Source organism: Corynebacterium sp. HMSC077G07, assembly GCF_001809225.1.
Taxonomy (GTDB): Bacteria; Actinomycetota; Actinomycetes; order Mycobacteriales; family Mycobacteriaceae; genus Corynebacterium; species Corynebacterium jeikeium_D.
Map to the genome: position 1 here is coordinate 1 of NZ_KV796515.1, position 19,032 is coordinate 19,032.

16 protein-coding genes and 1 tRNA gene are annotated in these 19,032 nt (G+C 59.7%); 11 read left to right on the plus strand and 6 right to left on the minus strand.

Annotated elements, in window-relative coordinates:
- Positions 1-99 precede the first annotated feature (99 nt).
- A tRNA-Leu gene (locus HMPREF2562_RS00010) sits at positions 100-185 on the minus strand.
- 226 nt (positions 186-411) lie between these two features.
- Between HMPREF2562_RS00010 and HMPREF2562_RS00015 the strand changes: the two genes are divergently transcribed.
- On the plus strand, positions 412-984 hold the full coding sequence (locus tag HMPREF2562_RS00015; protein ID WP_049170574.1) for a YbhB/YbcL family Raf kinase inhibitor-like protein: 573 nt from the start codon (positions 412-414) through the stop codon (positions 982-984).
- A gap of 138 nt (positions 985-1,122) precedes the next feature.
- On the opposite strand, the gene HMPREF2562_RS00020 is transcribed toward HMPREF2562_RS00015, so the two are convergent.
- The 3 genes from HMPREF2562_RS00020 to HMPREF2562_RS00030 all read right to left on the minus strand — a co-directional run bounded on the left by HMPREF2562_RS00020 (position 1,123) and on the right by HMPREF2562_RS00030 (position 4,431).
- Positions 1,123-2,223 carry a quinone-dependent dihydroorotate dehydrogenase gene (locus HMPREF2562_RS00020; protein WP_016422783.1) on the minus strand — a complete coding sequence of 367 codons (1,101 nt, stop codon included), beginning with the start codon at positions 2,221-2,223 and terminating at the stop codon, positions 1,123-1,125.
- Complete coding sequence (locus HMPREF2562_RS00025; RefSeq protein ID WP_210384444.1) at positions 2,224-3,387, minus strand: hypothetical protein; 1,164 nt, start codon at positions 3,385-3,387, stop codon at positions 2,224-2,226. It lies immediately after the preceding gene.
- Between the two features lie 108 nt (positions 3,388-3,495).
- Positions 3,496-4,431, minus strand: a complete 936-nt coding sequence (locus HMPREF2562_RS00030; protein WP_070437473.1) for an aldo/keto reductase — start codon at positions 4,429-4,431, stop codon at positions 3,496-3,498.
- Positions 4,432-4,563: 132 nt separating this feature from the next.
- Here HMPREF2562_RS00030 and HMPREF2562_RS00035 point away from each other — a divergent pair, with 132 nt between their 5' ends.
- The 4 genes from HMPREF2562_RS00035 to metH are packed head-to-tail and all read left to right on the plus strand — an operon-like array spanning position 4,564 to position 10,938.
- A complete protein-coding gene (locus HMPREF2562_RS00035) occupies positions 4,564-5,445 on the plus strand; it encodes an undecaprenyl-diphosphate phosphatase (RefSeq protein ID WP_040361409.1) in 882 nt (293 codons plus the stop codon).
- Between the two features lie 18 nt (positions 5,446-5,463).
- Positions 5,464-6,819 carry a cysteine--1-D-myo-inosityl 2-amino-2-deoxy-alpha-D-glucopyranoside ligase gene (gene mshC, locus HMPREF2562_RS00040; protein ID WP_070549289.1) on the plus strand — a complete coding sequence of 452 codons (1,356 nt, stop codon included), beginning with the start codon at positions 5,464-5,466 and terminating at the stop codon, positions 6,817-6,819.
- A gap of 2 nt (positions 6,820-6,821) precedes the next feature.
- Positions 6,822-7,229 carry a hypothetical protein gene (locus HMPREF2562_RS00045; RefSeq protein WP_016422788.1) on the plus strand — a complete coding sequence of 136 codons (408 nt, stop codon included), beginning with the start codon at positions 6,822-6,824 and terminating at the stop codon, positions 7,227-7,229.
- A gap of 49 nt (positions 7,230-7,278) precedes the next feature.
- Positions 7,279-10,938 (plus strand): methionine synthase, encoded by a 3,660-nt coding sequence (metH, locus tag HMPREF2562_RS00050; protein WP_049170562.1) that lies wholly within the window; start codon positions 7,279-7,281, stop codon positions 10,936-10,938.
- A gap of 7 nt (positions 10,939-10,945) precedes the next feature.
- On the opposite strand, the gene HMPREF2562_RS00055 is transcribed toward metH, so the two are convergent.
- Positions 10,946-11,851: a thioesterase family protein gene (locus HMPREF2562_RS00055; RefSeq protein WP_016422790.1), complete on the minus strand. Its 906-nt coding sequence runs from the start codon at positions 11,849-11,851 to the stop codon at positions 10,946-10,948.
- Between the two features lie 155 nt (positions 11,852-12,006).
- On the opposite strand from HMPREF2562_RS00055, the gene HMPREF2562_RS00060 reads away from it, so the two are divergent.
- The 5 genes from HMPREF2562_RS00060 (at position 12,007) to HMPREF2562_RS00080 (ending at position 16,896) form a co-directional block, all read left to right on the plus strand.
- A complete protein-coding gene (locus HMPREF2562_RS00060) occupies positions 12,007-12,690 on the plus strand; it encodes an HAD family hydrolase (protein ID WP_080971467.1) in 684 nt (227 codons plus the stop codon).
- A gap of 22 nt (positions 12,691-12,712) precedes the next feature.
- Complete coding sequence (locus tag HMPREF2562_RS00065) at positions 12,713-12,976, plus strand: phosphoribosyl-ATP diphosphatase (RefSeq protein WP_005510825.1); 264 nt, start codon at positions 12,713-12,715, stop codon at positions 12,974-12,976.
- 14 nt (positions 12,977-12,990) lie between these two features.
- Positions 12,991-13,836 (plus strand): ATP phosphoribosyltransferase, encoded by an 846-nt coding sequence (gene hisG, locus HMPREF2562_RS00070; RefSeq protein WP_016422792.1) that lies wholly within the window; start codon positions 12,991-12,993, stop codon positions 13,834-13,836.
- A 258-nt stretch (positions 13,837-14,094) separates the two neighbouring features.
- Positions 14,095-15,543: an aspartate ammonia-lyase gene (gene aspA, locus HMPREF2562_RS00075; protein WP_016422793.1), complete on the plus strand. Its 1,449-nt coding sequence runs from the start codon at positions 14,095-14,097 to the stop codon at positions 15,541-15,543.
- A gap of 39 nt (positions 15,544-15,582) precedes the next feature.
- A complete protein-coding gene (locus tag HMPREF2562_RS00080; RefSeq protein ID WP_016422794.1) occupies positions 15,583-16,896 on the plus strand; it encodes an anaerobic C4-dicarboxylate transporter in 1,314 nt (437 codons plus the stop codon).
- Between the two features lie 178 nt (positions 16,897-17,074).
- Here the strand turns inward: HMPREF2562_RS00080 and HMPREF2562_RS00085 are convergent, their stop codons facing one another.
- Positions 17,075-17,962 carry a RecB family exonuclease gene (locus tag HMPREF2562_RS00085; protein WP_049170646.1) on the minus strand — a complete coding sequence of 296 codons (888 nt, stop codon included), beginning with the start codon at positions 17,960-17,962 and terminating at the stop codon, positions 17,075-17,077.
- A 125-nt stretch (positions 17,963-18,087) separates the two neighbouring features.
- On the opposite strand from HMPREF2562_RS00085, the gene HMPREF2562_RS00090 reads away from it, so the two are divergent.
- Complete coding sequence (locus HMPREF2562_RS00090; RefSeq protein ID WP_049170556.1) at positions 18,088-18,930, plus strand: tRNA (adenine-N1)-methyltransferase; 843 nt, start codon at positions 18,088-18,090, stop codon at positions 18,928-18,930.
- Positions 18,931-19,032 lie beyond the last annotated feature (102 nt).

A 19,032-nucleotide genomic window follows, 5' to 3' on the forward strand; every position in this document is an offset into this window, starting at 1 on the left:
GGAAAAGACACACTTTTCTTTACTTAACCCCACTTTTCTTTACTTAACCCCAAAAATCCCGAGAGCTGCACTAATTGCAGTTTCTCGGGATTTATCTTGTGTCCGGAGGGGGACTTGAACCCCCACGCCCGTTAATAGGGCACTAGCACCTCAAGCTAGCGCGTCTGCCATTCCGCCACCCGGACCGGGTAGGAAGCACTTCCGTGCTGACCTGTGATACTGTATCCCGACTACATAATGAAACACAAATTGGCAGGTCAGAGGGGCATTAGCGCGCCAAACCTGGGTGTAATTACATCAGCGGTGTTAGCCCCGCATCCGCCTTGGATTCGCACTGAGAATCAGGCCCTGCAGATAGGGAGTCTTGTAAAGTCCCTGCAGCGCGCTCATAAAGTAGGCACACTGGTAGTTATGACTACGAATTCCAACGACACCGCAAACGACACTGCAAATGCTCCGGTTTTCCCGGGACCAGATCCGTACGCACCGCTGAAGGATTTGCCAACCTTCGAGCTGTCCTCGCCAGATATCAAGGACGGCGAGAAGATTGCGGATGAATTCCGCGCTCCGTCGAATGTTTCCCCACAACTGGATTGGGCAAATCTGCCGGAGGGCACTAAGTCCATTGCCGTGACCTGCTTCGATCCGGATGCTCCGACCGCTTCGGGCTTCTGGCACTGGGCTGTCTTCAACATTCCAGCGACCGAAAAGGGTCTGCCACAGGGAGCTGGCTCCGAAGACGGCTCTAAGCTGCCAGAAGGCGCTATCCAGCTTGTCGGCGACTCGGGCATGCGTGGTCACTACGGAGCTAACCCACCGGCGCAGCATGCCCCACACCGTTACATGTATGCGGTGCACGCGGTCGACGTGGAGAAGCTTGAAGTTCCGGAAGATGCGACGCCGACCGTGCTTGGCTTCAATCTGTACTTCCACTCGATTGCGCGTGCCATCATCACGCCGTGGTGGGAGAACGTCGGGGAGTAGGGATACGACGCCCACACGGGCAACTCAACCGACCGGGCACGCTACTCATACAGAAAACCCCGGGGCCAGCGCCTTCATGGCCGCTGGCCCCGGGGTCACGTGTTTATTGGGTTAGGAAGCCTCAACGGCTTTCAGCAATTAACCACGCCACGGCAGACCACAGCCGACTGCCTCCGAAATGGAGTAGAATCCCTGAGCTCGAATCTGGCGAGCCAACCCTTGGTGAATGTCACGAATCCAGTCCGGACCGCCATAAATCAACGGTGTGTAGCCCTGCAGTAGGGAAGCGCCGTTGGCAATCCGCTCCCACGCTTGCTCAGCCGTTTCTATGCCGCCGACGCTGATGAGAACTAGTTTGTCTCCGACGCGCTCGTGCAGCAGCTTCAGCACCTCTAGTGACCGAGCTGCCACAGGAGCACCCGAGACTCCACCGGCCCCCATCTCCGCGACCTCATCCGCGGGCGTACGCAGGCCCTCGCGAGAAATGGTGGTGTTGGTAGCCACAATGCCCGCCAGCCCCAGGTCAACCGCCAAGTCAGCAACTGCGATGACATCATCGTCGGAGAGATCAGGAGCAATCTTGACCAGCACCGGCGAGTCGGTCTCCTCAGTCACCGCTGCCAGAATCGGGCGCAGTGACTCCACTGCCTGAAGGTCGCGCAGACCCGGCGTATTCGGTGAGGAGACGTTGACAACAACGTAGTCCGCCAAGCCGCCGAGCTGGCTAGCCGATTCTCGATAGTCATCGACGGCCTCTTCCAGCGGAGTCACCTTGGTCTTACCAATGTTGATACCAATCACGTCGTCACTGCGACGCGCCCGCAAGTTCTCCGCTACAGCAGCGGCGCCGGGGTTGTTGAAACCCATGCGGTTCAAAATGGCGCGATCTTCCTTCAGACGGAACAGACGCGGGCGATCGTTGCCCGGCTGCGGCTTGGCAGTCACGGTTCCCAGTTCCGCGTAGCCAAAACCAATTGGCCCCCAGCAATCCGGAGCAATAGCAGCCTTGTCGAAGCCTGCGGCGAGCCCCAGCGGACGCGGGAAGTCCACGCCGAACACGGTTTGACGCAGCACAGCATCGTCAACAACGAGTAACTTGCTCACCGCCCGCTGTAGACTCTCCGACTTCTGCAGCCCCTTCAGGGTCTTCGAGATGGCCTCGTGAATCTGCTCCGGTGGGACCTGGAACATTGCCTTTAGCGCGAGTTGATAGGACTTGGCGCGAAGTTTCGAAGGCATCTACTTAGTCTCTCCCTCGGAGTCGTCTGCTCCCTTGGTGTCACCTGCACCGGTCGGTAGTTTATCGGCTGGTTCCCGAACCGACATCTCCTCACGAATCTTCTCTGCATCCTGCTTGAAATCAGCAATTGCCTTATCGACGTCCGCGGAGTCAAAAATCTGGGCCCCGTCACCGGTAGCCGAGAAGACGCCAATCTGGCCATCCTCGGTGGCAACAATCGACTGTGGATCTGCAACCGTGTTGATGTCCGCGACCTTGACTGGGGTACCCGAGCTGATGTCGTAGCCAGTCAGCTTGTTCACCTTCGTCGAAGTCACCCAGACAATTCCGCGCGATTCATCGACCGCTACCGCCCACGGAGCCTCCGGGGCCGGAGCTGCCTGGTGGAGGCGAATGACGTCAGTGGCAGTGTAAATAAGAAGCTGGTTGCCCTTGGTGTCTGCGGCAGCAATGACATGATCACCGGAAGCTACCTTGCCGACGCCGATACCCGCACGCAGCGCAGAGCCAGCGCGGGACTCATCGAGCTTGAGCTCATGCACCGAAGTCTCCGGACGGTTCACCTCTAACAGCTTGACGTCCGCGTCATTGTCCGCTCTGGGAATCTCAACGAGCTGCGAACCGTTATTGGCAGCCTTGAAGTCACTGGCCAACTCGCCATCAGCGCCGAACACATCGACGACATTGCTATCCGCATGGGCACCGATGATGCGACCGCCTTCCAGTCCAACTGCGGCGGAGTAGTTGGTGCCACGGCCGACAACGGCCGTTTCCGTAGCCTGGTCAGTAATGACGTGGATGCCATCTTCACACGGCAGCAGAGCGTTAGGGCCGCCCGGCGCGAGCTCACCACACTTCGCGTCCAGCTTCATTGATCGCTCAATTGGGTTATTCAGCGGACCGGCAAAGATCTTGTCCCCGGCCTTCAGGACGACTCGGTCGCCGACAAGCACGGCATCGGTAACGTCCTCATCAATCTTCTTGGCCCTCCCGATAGCAGTATCGGGAGCAGCGGGTGAAGCGGCCGGCACTGGCGTGGCGTTGCCCATTCCGGCATCGATGTCTCCTTCCACATCGGAGGAGCACCCTGCCAGGACCACTGCGCTAGCGGAAAGCCCCGCTAGAAGGGAGGTTATGACACGTCGACGACTGTTTTCACTCACGCTATAGAAACTACCACCCCGGCCTGATTACTTTGTGGACGCCTCCAGCCGTGGGAGGCTCTCGCATTCGTTGTGCCTTATAAGTCTTTATAAGAATGCGGTTACTGATTACAGCGTGACGTCGTCAAGCGCGTTGCAAATCTGCGGTGGCAGCGTGAGTTGTTCGGCGGTGAGGTTTTCGCGTAGCTGAGCGCGGTCTCGAGCGCCAACGAGGATCGAGGTGACGCCCGGCCGATCGCGTGCCCAGGAAATCGCTGCGACGGCAGCACTGACGCCGAGCCCCTTGGCTGCGGTGGTCAGCGCGCCTGCAACCGTGACGCCGCGCGTGTCGAGATAGTCCTGCACCTCTGCGTCGGCGTGTTCGGAAGCAGCGCGGGAGTCCTCGGGAATGATGTGCTGGTATTTGGCGGTCAAAACGCCTTGGGCCAGTGGGGCGCCACCGATAAAGCCGAGCCCCAAATGCTCACAGGCGGGCAGTAGTTCAGCCTCAGGGCTTCGCTGGAGCAGCGAGTACTCATGCTGTGCGAACACCGGAGCGATTCGATCCGCGGCGGCATGCGTCACCGCCGCCTGCCAACCGCTGTATCCACGCACTCCGGCGTAACGTACTTTCCCCGTGCGCACAGCCCATTCCAGGGTATCGGCGACCTCTTCCGGTGGGGTCAGCCCATCCCAGTAGCCGGGCGACCACAGATCAATGTGTTCGACGCCGAGGCGTGCGAGCGTATCGTCGAGGTCCTTTTGCAGTGTCTTACGCGAGCAGTCCACGCGCCTGCCGACGGGCCGCTCGGGGTGTATGCCAGATGCGACCGAGAGCACCAATTCGTCGGCGACACCGCGCTTTGCGATGACTGCACCCAGCATGTCGGCAACAGTGTCGCCGCCGTGGAGTGGGGAAGCGTCGACAAGGTTGCCTCCGGCGTCGAGGAAGTCCGTCAGGATGCGTCCGGCTTCGTCTTGCCTGGTACCCGCACCCCAGGTGGCCGTACCCAGCCCCAAGGCGGAGACGCGTAAACCGCTGTTGCCCAGAATTCGTTGTTGCACGATTTTTACTTTAGGACACCCGTGTGCGGTCGCGGGAAAAGTTCCGCGGGAGAGGTCTCGCTATCGCCGCACCGAAACCTCGCTATAGCCACAACACAAACCGGACGAGTAGCCTATACACCCGTGACTATCATGACGACACTAAGCGCCTCAGCAGATACCGCTGCCGATACCGCCGGCACCGGTATGACCTGGGCGCAGACAATCATCCTGTCCGTAGTGCAAGGTCTGACGGAATTTCTCCCGGTGAGTTCCTCGGGGCACCTTCGGATTGTCTCCGAGCTGCTGTGGGGCCAGGACGCCGGTGCATCCTTCACCGCTGTGGTGCAGCTTGGCACCGAATTGGCTGTGTTGGTGTTCTTCGCCAAGGACATCTGGCAGATCCTCACTGGCTGGTTTGCCGGTCTGTTCAATAAGGAAGCCCGCGGTTTCAACTACCGCATGGGTTGGATGGTGATTGTCGGTACGCTGCCGATTGCCATCATCGGTGTGCTGGGGAAGGACCTCATCCGCGATAACCTGCGCAATCTCTGGATTACAGCCGCTGTGTTGGTGCTTTTCTCCTTTGTCTTTATCGCCGCAGAGAAGTTCGGCCGTCGTGAGCGCAACTATGAAGAGCTGACCATGCGAGATGCCATCGTCATGGGTTTCGCGCAGTGCCTGGCGCTCATTCCGGGTGTGTCGCGCTCGGGCGGTACGGTGTCTGCCGGCCTGTTCTTGCACTTGGACCGAGAGGTTGCAACGCGCTTTTCCTTCCTGCTGGCTATCCCCGCTGTTTTCGCTGCTGGAATTTTTTCGCTTCCAGACGCGTTTGACCCTGCGGCGGGACAGGCCGCTAGTGGAGCGCAATTGGCCATCGGTACGCTGATTGCCTTCGTCGTCGGCTATGCGTCTATTGCATGGCTGCTGAAGTTCGTGTCGAACCACTCCTTCGCTTGGTTCGCCGCGTACCGCATCCCGGTCGGTTTGATTGTTATGGTGTTGCTCGGCTTCGGCACGATCAACGCTGTTTAGTGAGGTAGTGAGTATTTAATGCATTCGTGGCCCCAACCACAGGTTCCCAGTCTCGGCGATGCGCGTTTCGATGTGTTCAACCGCGCCAGCAATACAGGTAAGGCGCATTCGCTTGACGACGAAAACTCAACATCGGTACCCCTACGCCTCTACGACACCGCGGATCAGAAGGTCTCCCAGGTGGAAGCGGGACCGGAGGCGACCATGTACGTGTGTGGCATCACACCCTATGACGCCACGCACCTGGGGCACGCAGCAACCTACCTCACCTTTGATCTGATTTACCGTCAGCTGCTGGATAATGGACACTCGGTGCATTACGTGCAGAACATCACCGATGTCGATGACCCGTTGTTCGAACGTGCGGAGCGCGATGGGGTGGACTGGCGCGAGCTGGGCACCTCGCAGATTGATTTGTTTCGCTCGGATATGGAAAACCTGTCGGTGATTCCACCGCGCGACTACATCGGCGCCATTGAGTCCGTGGGCGAGGTCGTGGAAATGGTCGAGAAGCTGCTGGAGAATGGCTCGGCCTACCAGCTCACCGATGACGAGTACCCGGATGTGTACTTCCGCAAGAGTGCCACTGAGAACTTTGGTTACGAGTCCAATTACTCGGCAGAGCAGATGGCGGAGTTCTTTGCGGAGCGCGGTGGCGACCCGGATCGCCCGGGCAAGGAGGACCCACTGGACGCGCTGGTGTGGCGTGCCGCTCGCCCCGGGGAGCCAAGCTGGGAGGCTCCTTTTGGTGCGGGCCGGCCGGGTTGGCACATTGAGTGCTCGGCGATTGCCACCAACCGCCTGGGTAAGAGCTTCGACATTCAGGGCGGTGGCTCGGATCTCGCGTTCCCGCACCACGAGTTCTCGGCGGCTCACGCTGAAGCCGCTACTGGCTGTGCACGGATGGCCAGCCATTATGTTCACGCTGGCATGATTGCCCTGGATGGCGTGAAGATGTCCAAGTCGCTGGGCAACCTGGTGTTTGTCTCCAAGCTGGTGGCCGCCGGCGTCGACCCGAGTGCTATTCGCATTGGCGTCTTCGCCAGCCATTACCGCTCTGATCGCGATTGGTCGGACGAGGTGCTGGAGGCGGCCAAGGCACGTCACGAGGCCTGGCGTGCGGCTTGCGCAGCTACAAAGACTGCCACCGATGAGAAGGCTGTGAGCGCAGCAGCGGCACTGGTTGCCGATGTGCGCGCAAGCCTGGCCAATGACCTGGATACGCCGGCTGCTCTGGCCGCTATCGATGCCTGGGCTGCGGAGTGGTCCTCGGATACCAGCAACAAGGCAGATGCTGGCACAGTAACCGGCGCAGCGGGTGCCGGAGAATTCATTGCCGCCGCGCTGGACGCGCTGCTTGGCGTTAAAATTTGAGCATGAGCAACTCAGATCTGTCTGCTGTCGAAGTAACGCAAGAGAACATCGATAAGCTAGTTGCCGATTTGCGCATGTTTGCCACCGGCAGCTACCTGCAGCCCGAGGAACGCGAGTTCTGGGAGCCACTTTTTGACGAATCGGTAGCCGACCAGGTCGGGGAAGCCCTCCGTGAGGCCGCCGCTGGTATTGATCAGGCGGCGGAACTGGCCGTCGATAAGCGAGAAGAAGCCGCAACGCAGGCGGTAGAGAACTGCCTACAGCGCGTGGCTGCGATTGAGCATGAGCACGGTGGCTCGATTTTTGATGAGGAGCTCGACGAGATTCTCGCGATTATCAATTCCGCAACGAAGGCTGTCGGTTTGGACCTGCCTGCGGTGAAGGCGGAAAGCTACTTTGAGATGGAATAACCAGCCCGATTAACGGCGCGGTTATGAAAGTAGACTAAGGTGTCTATTCATGACTGATCGCCACTCTTCCGAGTTCCTCACCGCACTGCACAGCCGTGTACTCATTGGCGATGGCGCCATGGGTACCCAGCTGCAGTCTTTTGACCTCGACGTTGACGCGGACTTCCTCGGCTACGAGGGCTGTAATGAGATTCTCAATGACACTCGTCCCGACATCATCGAGACGATTCACCGGCGTTATTTCGAGGCCGGCGCCGACCTGGTGGAAACCAATACCTTCGGCTGCAACTTCCCGAACCTCGCGGATTACGACATTGAAGACCGTATTCAGGAGCTAGCGCACAAGGGCACCGCAATCGCCCGCAAGGTCGCTGACGAAATGGGGCCGGGGCGCGAGGGTATGCGACGCTTTGTCCTCGGTTCGCTGGGCCCGGGCACGAAGCTGCCGTCTTTGGGGCACGCTCCGTACGCTCAGCTTCGCGACGCTTACACGGAGGCCGGACTCGGCATGATTTCCGGTGGCGCGGATGCGTTTTTGATTGAGACCTGTCAAGACTTGCTGCAGGTCAAGGCAGCAGTCAATGGCGTCAAGGCCGCCATGCGACAGGCTGAGAAGAAGATTCCGATTGTCGTCCACGTGACTGTCGAGACCACAGGCACCATGCTGATGGGCTCGGAGATTGGTGCAGCCCTGGCAGCGCTGCAGCCGCTGGGTATCGACATGATTGGCCTGAACTGTGCGACCGGCCCGGACGAGATGAGCGAGCACCTACGCTACCTGTCCAACTTCGCCTCCATTCCGGTATCGGTAATGCCGAATGCGGGTCTGCCAGTGCTGGGTAAGAACGGTGCGACCTACCCGCTGACCGCACCAGAGCTAGCCACAGCGCTGCGCGGCTTTGTTGAAGAGTTTGGCCTGGCGATGGTCGGTGGCTGCTGTGGTACCACACCGGAGCATGTTTCCGCTGTTCGCGATGCTATTACCGGTGCAGGCGCCTACGCCGAGCAGGGCCCTGCTGTTCAGGCAGCACGCCCATCGACGGATCCGGATGCAAAGCCAATCGATGAGGTCGCTTCTCTGTACTCGGCAACCCCGCTGACGCAGACAACCGGCATCACCATGATTGGTGAGCGCACCAACGCCAACGGTTCCAAGGCTTTCCGCGAGGCCATGCTGGCCGGCGACTGGGAGAAGTGCCTAAACACCGCCCGCGGTCAGGTCACCGATGGCGCACACATGATCGACCTGTGTGTGGACTACGTGGGGCGCGACGGTCGCGATGACATGGCAACCCTGGCATCGCAGATCGCCACCTCGGTGACGTTGCCGGTCATGCTGGACTCCACGGAACCGGAAGTTTTGAAGACTGGCCTGGAGCACCTCGGTGGTCGCTGCGCGGTCAACTCTGTGAACTTTGAAGACGGCGATGGCCCGGACTCGCGCTACCAGCGCATTATGCGCCAGGTTGTTGAGCACGGTGCTGCCGTGGTCGCTTTGACTATCGACGAAGAAGGTCAGGCGCGTACAAAGGACAAGAAGATTGAGATCGCCGAGCGTCTCATCGCCGACATCACCGGCACGTGGGGACTGCGCGAGCAGGACATTATTGTCGACTGTCTGACTTTCCCGATTTCCACTGGCCAGGAGGAAACTCGCCGCGACGGCATCGAAACCATCGAAGCCATCCGCGAACTTAAGCGTCGCCACCCGAACGTGCACACCACGCTCGGTCTGTCCAACATTTCCTTCGGTCTGAACCCGGCGGCTCGCCAGGTACTCAACTCGGTGTTCCTCAACGAGTGCATCGAGGCCGGTCTGGACTCCGCCATTGCCCACAGCTCCAAGATCTTGCCGATGAACAAGATCGACGACAAGCAGCGCGAAGTCGCTCTCGATATGGTGTACGACCGCCGTCGTGAAGCGGGGCACCCCGACGGGGAGTACGACCCACTGCAGGTATTCATGGAGCTCTTCGAAGGAGTCTCCGCCGCTGACGCGAAGGACGCCCGGGCCGAAAAGCTCGCCGCCATGCCGCTGTTCGACCGCCTGGCGCAGCGCATCATCGACGGTGAGCGCACGGGTATCGAGGCTGACCTCGATGAGGGCATGAAGGAAAAGGAACCGCTGGCGATTGTCAACGAGGACCTGCTGCGTGGCATGCAGACCGTTGGTGACCTGTTCGGTTCTGGCCAGATGCAGCTGCCATTCGTGCTGCAGTCGGCCGAGACGATGAAGGCCGCGGTGGGCTACCTCGAGGGCTTTATGGATGCCGAGGATGCCACGGGCTCCAAGGGCTCGATTGTGCTGGCCACGGTGAAGGGCGATGTCCACGACATCGGCAAGAACCTGGTGGAGATTATTCTCTCCAACAACGGCTACACCGTGCATAACCTGGGCATTAAGCAGCCAATCGCTACGATTCTGTCCGCCGCCAAGGAACTGGATGTCGACGCCATCGGCATGTCCGGCCTGCTGGTGAAGTCCACTGTGGTGATGAAGGACAACCTGCTGGAGATCAACTCCGCCGGCGATGCCACCCGCTTCCCAGTACTGCTCGGCGGCGCCGCGCTGACGCGTAGCTACGTGGAAGACGACCTGTCCGAGCTCTACCACGGCGATGTCTACTACGGCAGGGATGCCTTCGAAGGACTGCGCATCATGGACGAGCTGATGGCAGCTAAGAAGGGCCTCGGCCCAGACGAGAATTCGCCAGAGGCCATTGCTGCCCGCGAGAAGAAGGAAGCTCGCCGCGCCCGCCGTGAGCGCTCCAAGCGCATCGCCGCGCAGCGCGCCGCCAAGGCTGCTGCTGAAGCCCCCGAGGTGCCGGAGCGTTCCGATGTCGCCGCTGATGTCCCCGTTGCGACACCGCCGTTCTGGGGAACCCGCATTGTCAAGGGCCTGCCCCTCGACGACTACCTGACCACCCTCGACGAACGCGCTCTGTTCATGGGGCAGTGGGGACTGCGCGGCACCCGCGGCGACGAGGGGCCGAGTTACGAGGAACTGGTCGAATCCGATGGTCGTCCACGCCTGCGCGCATGGCTGCAGCGCCTGCGCGCCGAGAACATCCTCCAGCATGCGGCTGTCGTCTATGGCTACTTCCCAGCAGTTTCTGAGGGCGATACCGTACACGTACTGCCGCTACCTGCGGAAGGGGAGCAGCCCGACCCCGCGGCAGAGCCAGTGGTGTCCTGGACCTTCCCGCGCCAGCAGCGTGGTCGCTTCCTATGCATTGCTGACTTCATTCGCTCGCGCGAAGATGCCATCGCCGCAGGACAGACCGACGTCATGCCGTTCCAGCTGGTGACCATGGGACAGCCCATCGCTGACTTCGCCAACGATATTTACGCCAAGAACGAATACCGCGACTACCTGGAGGTTCACGGTATCGGCGTGCAGCTCACCGAGGCGCTGGCCGAGTACTGGCACCAGCGCATTCGCTCCGAGCTCGCGTTCTCCGACGGCACAAGTGTTGGCGCGGAAGACTCCGACGATACCCAGGACTTCTTTGACCTGAAGTACCGTGGCGCTCGTTACTCCTTCGGCTATGGTTCCTGCCCGGATCTGACCTTCCGTCAGGGCATGATTGACCTGCTGCAGCCGGAGCGCATCGGCGTGGAGCTCTCTGAGGAGCTCCAGCTGCACCCAGAGCAGTCCACCGATGCGTTCGTGCTCTACCACCCGGAAGCGAAGTACTTTAACGTGTAGCTTCGCGTTATCCCTGCGGTCGCACCAGCAAGGTCTGCATGCTGCGGCCGATGGGGCCGTGCACATCGTAGAGCTCGCCCGCGGTCATGCCGATTCCGTCCGGCCCAATGGAACCGCGGGCGGCGATGCCCACCCAGCCGCCGTCTTCCGACTGCAACTCCGATTCCGCCGACTTCTCCGAGGCGCCGAGCTGGGGGAGTCGGTGCAGGTGAACCACTAAGTCGGTATTCATAAACGCCCACTGGTGCGGGCTCAGCGTGGCCCCGATACCGTTGGCGGTATCAGCTACCTGCATGACTCGCTCCACCGCAGTCGGCTCCTCCCCGAGCACGATTGGGTACTGCGCGCGAACCCAGTGAATTTGCGTCTCGGCCAGCTCTTCCGTCGCGCCGGCGCGGGCTTCAATTGATTCGATGTAGCCGCCACTCCAATCGTCGGTAAGCGGAATGTACTCGGCGCTGCATTCCTCGGGCCCGGGCACCTGCTTGTCGAATGCACGCTCAATATCCCGCGTATCCGCAGTGGCCATCATCCATGCGGACGCCGTGGCAACTGGCCGCCAGGCACCCTTGACGTCGGCAAGCAATTCGGCTTCGACCTTGGCGATTTGCCGCCCCGGGCGCGAGACCCATGAGCGCGCGCGGAGCTCCGTGTACGGTACAGCCGACAACAGATCCACGGCGATGCGAGTAATACGCATCCCCTCGCTTTCCAGACGGCGGCGCTCCAACATGCGCGTCAGCAGCGCCGACGGCGGCGCACCGTGCTGAAACGGCCCCCACGCCCCATAAGTGAAGCTAGTGGGCATGAAGCGCTCGTAGCTGAGCTCGCCTTCGGTGACCGTCCCTAGCGGAATGAAGTATGCCTCGGGTTGGTCGATAGCCTGGGCGAGCGAATCTTCAGTGGTTGTCATAGCGAGTCGATGCCTTTCATTCACGCGGAACACGTTCATGCGGTGGTTTCATGCAGCACCGCAACATACTTTCCTTCCTGAAACTCTAAACCTTCATCCGACGGTTTTGCTGACATAATCGCTAAATGCTTGATTGCCTGGCATAGTCGCATGGTGTGAAAGCAATTTTGTGGGACATGGACGGCAGCCTCATCAACACGGAACCTCTGTGGGAGATTGCCACGTACGACCTCTCGGAATTCGTAGGCCGTCGCCTGACTCCGGAGTTGCGCATGCAGTGCGTCGGCAACACGCTCTGGGACACGCTGTCGATTTGTGCTGATCATGCGGGACGCACGCTTGACGACGAGCTGTTTGCCTCGGGCTCCCAATTCGTCGAAGGTCGCTTCACAGAATTGGTTCTAGAACATGGGGTGGAGTGGCGCCCGGGTGTGCCGGAGATTTTGGACCAGGCCCGAGCTGGTGACATTCCGGTGGTGTTGGTGACCAATACCCGTCGGCACGTGGCGCAACCCTGCATTGATGTCATGGGGGAGCAGCACTTCGCCGCAACAGTGTGTAGCGATGAGGTGGCCAACGGCAAACCGGCACCGGATCCGTACTTGCGTGGCGCAGAGCTAGCCGGATTTGCGCCAGAGGACTGCCTGGCTATCGAAGATTCCTCAACGGGGGTGCGCTCTGCACTCGCTGCGGGATGCACGGTGGTGTGGAATCCAATGCCGGATGTGAGCGTTTCGCAGGCTGATGTGGGGACGTTAGTACCCCCGGCGCGCTTCATTTCGGGCAATTTGGATACCTCGAATTTGGGCTTATTGCGGGCTGCTTTCGCGGGCGAGTAGACGACATGGAACAATAGACCGGGTGAAGAACTTTGATGACCTGTTTGCAGAGCTGAAGGAAAAAGCACAGTCGCGCCCCGAGGGATCGGGCACAGTCAAGGCGCTGGACGCTGGTGTGCATTTCCAGGGCAAGAAAATTGTCGAAGAGGCCGGTGAGGTCTGGCTTGCAGCTGAGCACGAATCTGACGAAGCCCTCGCAGAGGAGATTTCGCAGCTGTTGTACTGGCTGCAGGTGGTCATGGTCGGTCGCGGGCTGAGCCCCGAGGATGTTTACAAGTACCTGTAGGAGAAATCAACACCATGCTGCGTATTGCCGTGCCCAACAAGGGATCGCTGTCCGAGGCGGCAGTCGAAATCCTGAAGGAAGCTGGCTACCCGGGTCGAGGCGACTCCAAGAGCCTGACCATCCACGACGAAGCCAACGACATTGAGTTTTTCTTCCTCCGCCCGAAGGATATTCCTATCTACGTTGGCAACGGCCATCTGGATTTGGGCATCACCGGCCGCGACCTGGCCGCTGACTCGCTGGCTCCGGTCGATGAGGTTCTGAATCTGGGCTTCGGCGCCTCGACCTTCCGCTACGCCGCTCCGGCCGATGAGGAGTGGACCGTAGAAGCTCTGGAGGGCAAGCGCATTGCCACCTCGTACCCGAATCTGGTGCGCGAGGATCTGAAGGCTCGTGGCATTAACGCCACCGTCATTCGCCTTGATGGTGCAGTGGAGATTTCCATCCGCTTGGGAGTTGCCGACGTAATCGCCGATGTTGTCTCCACCGGTCGTACCCTGCGCAAGCAGGGATTGAAGCCATTCGGCGATGTTTTGGTCAGCTCTGAGGCAGTTGTTGTCGGACGCAAGGGCGTAGAGGTCACCGAGGAGCAGCAGGTGTTCCTACGTCGCATGACCGGCATTCTGCATGCCAAGACGTACTTGATGATTGACTACAACATCCGTGCGTCCGCGCTGGAAGAGGCATCCAAGCTCACCCCGGGCCTGTCTGGTCCGACCGTGTCGCCGCTGGCTAACGAGGATTGGGTAGCAGTTCGCGCGCTAGTTCCGAAGGCAGAGGCCAACCCGCTCATGGATGCCCTGGCGAAGATTGGTGCCGAGGCGATCTTGGCTTCGAATATCCGTATCGCGCGTATTTAAGTCACGCGAACCTTACACGCTATCCAGTGGGAGCTTCCTAGCTGAATCCACCCTTTACCTACGCTAGCGTAGGTAGTAATATTGACACTAAGAGTGCGCACGGCGTTAGCCGGACCGAAGCAGTAACTTTATGCCTGTACATGCGGCACATACGCCAGCACTGTAGTTTTGGCGGTGTAACCAATCATCGCCACTAAATGTGGCCCACAAGGCTGCGTCTACTAGGCCTGCTAAAAGGCTAGAAGGGATTGCTTCCACATGTCCGCAACACGTACCGAGGTCGACCTGCTTGGCTCTATGGAGGTTCCGGCAGAGGCTTACTACGGCATCCACACCCTGCGCGCAATCGACAACTACCAAATCTCAGCCAAGACCATCAACGACGTGCCCGAATTCATTCGTGGCATGGTGATGGTTAAGAAGGCCACGGCCATTGCCAACCAGCGCGTCCACACGCTGCCCAGCGATGTTGCAGACATCATTGTCGCCGCATGTGATGAAATCCTGGAAAAGGGACGCTGCATGGATCAGTTTCCAATCGATGTCTTCCAGGGTGGCGCTGGCACCAGTCTCAACATGAACACCAACGAGGTCATCGCTAACCTCGCTCTGGAACTGCTCGGTCTGGAAAAGGGCCGATACGACGTCATTCACCCCAACGATGATGTCAACCAGTGCCAGTCAACCAACGACGCCTACCCAACAGGTTTCCGTCTTGCTATCCACATGTCGCTACTGAGCTTGCAGAAGCACTTCGACTCCCTGGTTGAGGCCCTACACGCCAAGGGTGATGAATTCAACGACATCATCACAATGGGCCGCACGCAGCTGCAGGATGCCGTTCCAATGACCCTGGGACAGGCTTTCCACGCATTTGCCCACAACCTTGAGGAAGAGCAGGAGTCCATCGCAACTGCGTCGGCACGCCTGCTGCAAATCAACCTGGGAGCAACCGCTATCGGTACCGGCGTGAATGCGCCGGCAGGCTACCGCGAGGCCGTGACCCAGGCACTACGTGAGGTCAGTGGCTTTAAGGTGACCTCTGCGAAGGACCTGATCGAAGCCACCAGCGATACCGGCGCCTACGTCAGCGTGCATGCATCCCTGAAGCGTGCGGCCATGAAGATTTCCAAGATGTGCAACGACCTGCGCCTGCTGGCATCGGGTCCACGAGCAGGACTGAATGAAATCAACCTGCCGGAGCGCGCCGCTGGGTCTTCGATTATGCCGGCAAAAGTTAACCCGGTAATCCCGGAGGTCGCGAACCAGGCCTGCTTCAAGGTCTTCGGCAACGACGTGACCCTGACCTGGGCAGCCGAGGCCGGTCAGTTGCAGCTAAACGTGATGGAGCCTGTCATCGGCGCATGCCTCTTCGAGTCGATTGAACTGCTGCGCAGTGCTACCGACACTCTGCGCGACAAGTGCATTACCGGCATCACCGCTAACCCGGAAGTTTGCCGCGGCTATGTGGAAAACTCCATCGGTATCGTGACCTACCTGAATCCGGTCATTGGCCACCACGAGGGCGATATGATTGGCAAGGAAGCCGCTCGCACTGGCCGCTCCGTCCGGGACATTGTCCTCGAACGCGGGCTGATGGACGAGAAGGAGCTCAACCAGGTCCTGAGCACCGAGAACCTCATGCACCCGGAATACCGGGGGAAGCGCTACGTGGCAGGGGAGTCTCGCCTCGACGATTTGTCCTAAGCGGCAACAAGTCTAACGAGTGACTTTTCGGAGATACACATGTTAGTTGCCGTCCAAATCTCTATCGTTCTAGCAGCGATCCTCCTTGGCGCGCGTCTTGGTTCAATTGCTATCGGGTTCGCCGGTGGGCTGGGCGTTTTGGCGCTGGGCATCACCGGGGTTCCGGTCACCAAAGACGACATTCCGTTCGATGTCATCGGCATCATTATGTCGGTAATCGCGGCAATTGCCGCTATGCAGAAGGCCGGAGGCATGGACTATCTCGTCCACATTGCCGAACGGTTGCTGCGCAAGAATCCGCGACACATCACCTACTGGGCCCCGGTTGTCACCTACCTGATGACACTGCTCGCCGGCACCGGCCACACCGCATTTTCCACCCTCCCAGTTATCGCCGAAGTATCCAAGGAGGGAGGCGTTCGCCCGTCCCGCCCGCTGTCCGTGGCGGTCATCGCATCTCAGTTGGCGATTACGGCATCACCCATTTCAGCGGCTGTGGTGCTGATGGCTTCGCTCATGGAACCCCGCGGCGTTGGTTATCTCACACTCCTGGCGATTGTCATTCCTTCGACGTTCCTCGCCATCCTTCCGACCGCCTTTGTCACGAATCACCTAGGCAAAGAGCTTGACGACGATCCGGAGTATCAAAGCCGCTTGGAAAAGGGGTTAGTCTCCAAGCCACGTGGCCAGATGAGCGAATACGTGCCAACCAAGTCGGCCAAGTGGTCCGTGGCGATTTTCCTACTCTCGATTCTCGCGGTGATGGTCTACGCGACCATCAGCACTGAACAGGTCGGCCTCATCGCTGACCCCACGCTCCCACGAAACGAGGCGATCATGTCAATCATGTTGACCGCCGCCACTGTTATCGTGCTGGCCTGCAAGTTGGACGCGGCAACCATTTTGAACACACCGGTGTTCAAATCGGGCATGTCCGCCAGCGTCTGCGTTCTCGGTGTGGCGTGGCTGGGAACCACAATTATCAACCACTACATCGACGACATTAAGGCCGCGTCCGGCAGCCTACTGACCACAATGCCGTGGATGCTGGCAATCGTGCTATTCTTTGCGGCCGCATTGCTGTACTCGCAGGCGGCCACGGCAAAGGCCATCATGCCCGCTGCACTCGCGGTGGGAGTTTCTCCCATCACTGCGATTGCTTCCTTCGCAGCGACTTCCGCGCTATTCGTACTGCCTACTTACCCGACGCTCCTTGCCGCGGTGGAGATGGACGACACTGGCACAACCCGAATTGGCAAATACGTGTTTAACCACTCGTTCATCATCCCAGGCACCTTATGTATTGCCCTGTCCGTCGCGTTCGGTTTCGCCTTCGGCAGCGCACTGCTGTAGTGGGGGGCTACCTAGAACACCGCATAGAGAAACTGACTAAGTTTATGACAAAATCGAAGCGGTTAAGTCCATTCACCTGTCATAAACCTAGTCAGTAACTTGTACTGACACCGTTACCGCCGACGGTGGCACCCCGCGAAAGCTAAGTTCGCCGCGAGAGCCACCCCATCCGCAGCTTTTACTCAGTGCCGCCATCGCCGACAGCACCCGGCCAACCGGGGTACTCCGGTGTGACCCCGCCATAGGCAGGGCACATCTCCTGGAAAGAACACCACCCGCAGAGCTTGGACTTCTTCGGTACAAAGTCACCGTTTTCACCGTCGCGCACGATCGCCGACCACAAGTCGGCAATCTCCGCTTGGAAGGCCTCTAATTCTGTCGCGTTGGGACTCAGCACCAGGTCATCGGCAACCTTCAGGTACATCAACCGCAGCTGTTCCGGGATACGACCGGTGAGCCGCCACCACACCAGCGCGTAAAACCGCATCTGGAAGAGCGCCTCATCCTGGAAGCGAGGAGAGGGCTTCTTGCCCGTCTTGTAGTCGACAATCCGGACCTCACCGGTCGGGGCAATATCGACGCGGTCGATAAAACCACGAAGTGGCACTGACAATGGCACAGTCTGATCCGCATCCGGATCGATAACCAGCTGAACGAACTTTTCCATCTCGGCCGCATCGAAGCCCATGGGGTTTTCCATCATGAAATACCCCTTGAGCAGGCCGCGGCATTCGACCAGGAAGTCGTAGTAATCATCCTCCGGAACTAGCTCAATCAGTTCCTCGTCCTTTGCACGCATGTCCTCCCAGGTCGGCTTCAGCCGTTTCACCGCTGCGGGGTAAGTGCGTTCTTCACGGGGCCAGGCATGCATCTGTTCGAGCACAGCATGCACCAACGTGCCCTTGACCTGCGCGACAGTCGACGGCTCCGGAATCTTGTCAATCGCACGGAACCGGTACTTCAGCGGGCACTGGCGGTAGTCATTAGCTCTCGACGGCGACAGCGCCAACTTAGAGCGGCGGGAAGGTTGAACTGCTGACTTAGAACTTTGGGCATTGTCGGGCATACTAGCCAGGTTAGAGTACCGCCCGGATTTGGCTGCACCCGACATGACCCGACCCAACCAAACCGAACCAGACCCAACCCGACATGACCCGACCCAACCAAACCCCAAAAGGAGCCCACACACCTATGGCATTGAGCGGACCATTCCAAGTCGGCGACCGAGTCCAGCTGACTGACTCGAAGAATCGCCACTTCACCGTCATCCTCGAGGAGGGTGGCAAGTTCTTCACTCACCGCGGCACCATCCTCCACGACGACCTCATCGGCGCCAAGGAAGGCACCACCGTCACCTCCAGCGAAGGCACCGTCTACCTGGCCATGCGTCACTTGCTGGTCGATTACGTCCTGTCCATGCCGCGCGGTGCTGCGGTGATTTACCCGAAGGATGCTGCACAGATCATCGTCGAGGGCGACATCTTCCCAGGTGCGCGCGTGTTGGAGGCCGGCGCTGGCTCCGGCGCGCTCAGCCTCAACCTGCTCCGCGCCATCGGCGCTGACGGGCAGCTTATTTCCTACGAGGTCCGCGAGGATCACATCGAGCACGCGGAACGCAACGTTGTCGACTTCATGGGTCACAAGCCCGACAACTGGGACTTGCGCCTGGGCGATCTCAACGAGGCCTCCGTCGAGTCGCTCGGCGGCCCGGTCGACCGAGTCATTCTGGACATGCTCGCTCCATGGGAATGCCTGGACACCGTTTCGAAGGTGCTTCAGCCTGGCGGCGTGCTCATGGTCTATGTCGCCACTGTTCCGCAGCTAATGAAAGTCATGGAGGGCATCCGCGCGCAGAAGTGCTTCACCGAACCACGCGCCTGGGAATCCCTGGTCCGCGACTGGAATGTTCAGGATCTCTCCGTCCGCCCGGCGCACCGTATGCAGGCGCATACCGCATTCCTGGTGTGGGCACGCAGGCTTGCCGACGGCACGGTGCCTCCGCGCCCACAGCGACGAAATCAAAAGAAGCTCTAGACCCGCCGCTTCGCGCTGGGAGGTGTAGCCGTCGTAAAGCGTGATGCGACACACGGTCTAAATCGACCAAGCAACAACGGCATCTGGCCCTATGGGTAATCT